General features: G+C 57.2%; 3 protein-coding genes and 1 pseudogene. All 4 read right to left on the bottom strand.

Annotated elements, in window-relative coordinates:
• Positions 1–197: pseudogene (locus AB4043_RS18190) on the bottom strand (adenosyl-hopene transferase HpnH); the annotation flags it as partial.
• Between the two features lie 29 nt (positions 198–226).
• Positions 227–2263 (bottom strand): squalene--hopene cyclase, encoded by a 2037-nt coding sequence (gene shc, locus AB4043_RS18195; RefSeq protein WP_442307707.1) that lies wholly within the window; start codon positions 2261–2263, stop codon positions 227–229.
• A gap of 35 nt (positions 2264–2298) precedes the next feature.
• Positions 2299–3321, bottom strand: a complete 1023-nt coding sequence (locus AB4043_RS18200) for a 4-hydroxy-3-methylbut-2-enyl diphosphate reductase (RefSeq protein ID WP_147648432.1) — start codon at positions 3319–3321, stop codon at positions 2299–2301.
• Between the two features lie 108 nt (positions 3322–3429).
• On the bottom strand, positions 3430–3677 hold a 248-nt coding region (locus AB4043_RS18205; RefSeq protein WP_442307708.1), incomplete at its 5' end, for a thiamine phosphate synthase.

Raw genomic sequence — 3677 nt, forward strand, 5'->3', positions numbered from 1 at the left:
GCAAAGCACTGCTCCGGTGTGAGATCCGTCTTAAGGATGTGGGCCGGATACTGAATCTTGCCGCAACCAGCACAGGCGAGGTTGCAACGGAACAACGGTTCCAGCATCAGCACCAGCGGATACCGTTTGTTGCCTTTGATCTTCTGCTTCAGGACGTAACTTGCAACCGTCAGCATCTGTGAGATTGGCACTGCCATCGGCTCACACTCCTTGAGTAAAAACTTGGTTATTCCAGCGCGCCGGAGACTTCCGTCTCGCGCGCCTTGATATACGTCGTCAATGCCAGCAGCGGGAAGTACTGCTTGTACAGGTGATATCCCAGGTAAAAGACGCGCGGGAAGCCCGTTCCGGTGTAATAACTTTCACCGTTGCGGCCCGGCACCAGCTCATCCCAGCTCCCATCCTCGTGCTGGTGATCGATCAGCCAGCGTACACCCTTGGCAACCGAATCCGAGCGGACATCTCCGCCGGCAAGCAATGCCAGCAGTGCCCAGGCCGTCTGCGACGGTGTGCTTGGCCCCATGCCGCGCTGCAATGGATCGTCGTACGTGCCACAGTTCTCGCCCCAGCCGCCATCTGAATTCTGCACCATGCGCACCCATTCGGTAGCCTGCAGAACACAGGGCTCATGGCTCCACATGCCCATCGACTGCAATCCCCGCAGAACCAGGAACGTGCCGTAGAGATAGTTCACACCCCAACGGCCAAACCAGCTACCGTCGCTCTCCTGCTCCGAGAGGATGAACTGCACAGCCTTTTCAACGCGCTTGTCAGAGCGGTTGTAGCCATACAGCGCCAGCATCTCCAGCATGCGGCCGGTAATGTCCACCGTCGGCGGATCGAGCATGGCGTTATGGTCAGCGAACGGAATCTGCTCGAAGATTGTCTTCGTATTGTCCTTATCGAAGGCAGCCCATCCACCGTTCTTGCACTGCATTGCCCAGATCCAGTTCAGCGCGCGTTCGCACACCTCGTACTGGTAGCGCTCGCGCGGGTTCTCGACGCACTTCAGAGCGAGCAACACCTGGCCGGTATCGTCCACATCCGGATAAAACTCGTTATTGAACTCGAAGTACCAGCCGCCCGGTTCGACATTACGAACCTTCTCGGCCCAGTCACCCTTGTGACGGACTTCCTTGCTCAGGATCCAGTCCGCGGCCTTGATCATCCGCGGATCATCCTTCGCCACACCGGCTTCGCCCAAAGCATAGATCGCCTGTGCGGTATCCCACACCGGCGGAAAGCACGGTTGCATGCGGAATGTCGGCGTGGGATAGTCCTCGGTTCCCTCCGGACAGTCGATGCCGAGCTTCTCAAACTCGTCCACCGCGCGGATCAGGACAGGATCATCCATCGAATATCCAAGGCAGCGCAGCGCCACAATGGCATTCAACATCGCTGGGTAGATAGCACCGAGACCGTCGGACTTCTCAAAGCGCTCCAACATCCACTTCTCGGCCTTCTTGATCGCCATGCTCCGAAGCGGACGAATATGAACACGCTCTGCCCAGTGCGCGACACGATCGCACAGCAGGAAGAAATTACGCCAGCTTACCGGCCGCTTCTTGTCCCAACGCAGATGAAGATTCGCTCTGTCGCGACCGCCGACGAACAGCTCGTCGATCTCTTCCTCGGGTGCAAGCTTCTTGAACGGCTTCTTCGCATAGATGATCGACAGCGGCACCAGCATGCCGCGTGACCAGGACGAGATCTCGTAGATATTGAAGTAAAACCAGTTGGGGAAGAGGATGATCTCCGGCGGAATCGCCGGCACGGCATCGTAATCGTATGCGCCCAGAGCACAGAGATAGAGCTTGGTGAACGTATTGCACTCCACCACACCACCGAGCGAAAGCACACTCTCGCGTGCCTTCACCATCAGCGGATGGTCAGCCCTCCAGCCCATCAGCTTCAATGCCAGATAGGCCTTCACACCGTAGTTCACATTCGATGGTCCGCCAGGATAGAGACTCCATCCACCATCGGCATTCTGATGACGCAGAATCTCGTTGACGGCGCGCTGCATCTTCGCCCGGTCACCCGTGCCGAGCAGGGTATGCACGAAGATGTAATCCGCTTCGAGCATGACGTCGGCTTCCAGCTCACCGCACCAGTAACCATCCTGATGCTGCTGGCCGAAGAGCCAATCTACTGCTCGTTTAATGCCCGAAGAGACTTTGTCCAGTTCGAGGTCCATTCGTCCGAAGCGAGGCTGTGTGCCTGCTTGAGACGATGCCGTCGATTTACTCGCGTCAATTGCCATGCGTTCGGAAACCTCAGTTATTAGACGCACCCTGCTTAGGCGCCTACGGTCACTGCGCCCGGAGCCGGCTTGATAGCCTGCACGATCTCCGGAGGGAGACCAAAACGCACATTCTCCGGCATGACTTCCACTTCATCTACCGAACCGAAACCCTTGGTCTGGAGGTACTCAATGACCTCCTGCACCAATACTTCAGGAGCCGAAGCACCTGCAGTCACTGCCACATTGTCAACATCATTCAGCCACTGCGGCTGAATGTCCTCAGCCTTATCGATCAGGTAGCTGTTCGTACCGAGATTCTGCGAGACCTCAACCAGACGGTTTGAATTCGAGCTGTTCTTCGAACCCACCACCAGCACCAGATCCGCACCATGCGCCACATTCTTGACCGCAGTCTGGCGGTTCTCCGTGGCATAGCAGATGTCCTGTGCATGCGGTCCGACAATGTTCGGGAACTTCTTCTTCAGCGCCTCGATCATGTCCCGCGCCTCATCCAGAGAAAGCGTGGTCTGGGTCAGATAAGCAACCTTGTCAGGATCAGGAACCACGAGGTTATTCACCTCTTCTACCGTCGAAACGACCTGCGTGACCTCGGGCGCTTCACCCTGCGTACCTTCCACCTCTTCGTGCTCGCGATGCCCTACCAGCACCAGCGAGTATCCCTGCTTGGCGAACTTGATCGCCTCTACGTGAACCTTGGTGACCAACGGACACGTCGCATCAATCACCTTCAGACCACGCTCCTTGGCAACCGCGCGCACTGCCGGCGATACGCCATGAGCCGAGAAGATCACACGCGCACCCGAGGGAACCTCATCAAGCTCGTTGACAAAGATCGCACCCTTCTTCGCCAGGTCGCTGACCACATAGCGATTGTGAACGATCTCCTTACGGACATAGATCGGCGCACCAAAGGTATCCAGCGCGATCTTCACAATATCGACAGCGCGCACAACGCCGGCGCAAAAGCCACGGGGCTTAAGCAACAGAACGCGCTTTGTGGCCTCAGCCTGGTTGGAGAGGTTGTTGACTCGGGGTTCAGATGCAGTGGTGGTCACAGTAGTAAGTATACCGTTAACACCCCTCCCGTCATGCGGAAATGAACCTCAAACGGTGCATTTCAGGACACCTCCGCAGTAAGTCCTTGTGGCCTGATTCAAAATGGTTTATCCCACCACCGCGCGCAGAAAAGCCTCGATCAACGGCAATGCTGAAACCGTCGGCCCGGAAGGCACAAGCGCTGAGATCACAGCGACTGAATCGGCACCCGCATCCAGCACCTCCGGTGCTCTCTCAGGCGTGACTCCTCCAATCGCAACGATCGGCTTCCTGGTCAGCTTGCGCACCTGCCGCAGCAGCTCCAGCCCGGTCACCGGATCCGGATTCTGCTTTGTGGACGTGGCATAAATCGGTC

This window comes from Terriglobus sp. YAF25, assembly GCF_052113305.1.
Classification (GTDB): domain Bacteria; phylum Acidobacteriota; class Terriglobia; order Terriglobales; family Acidobacteriaceae; genus Terriglobus.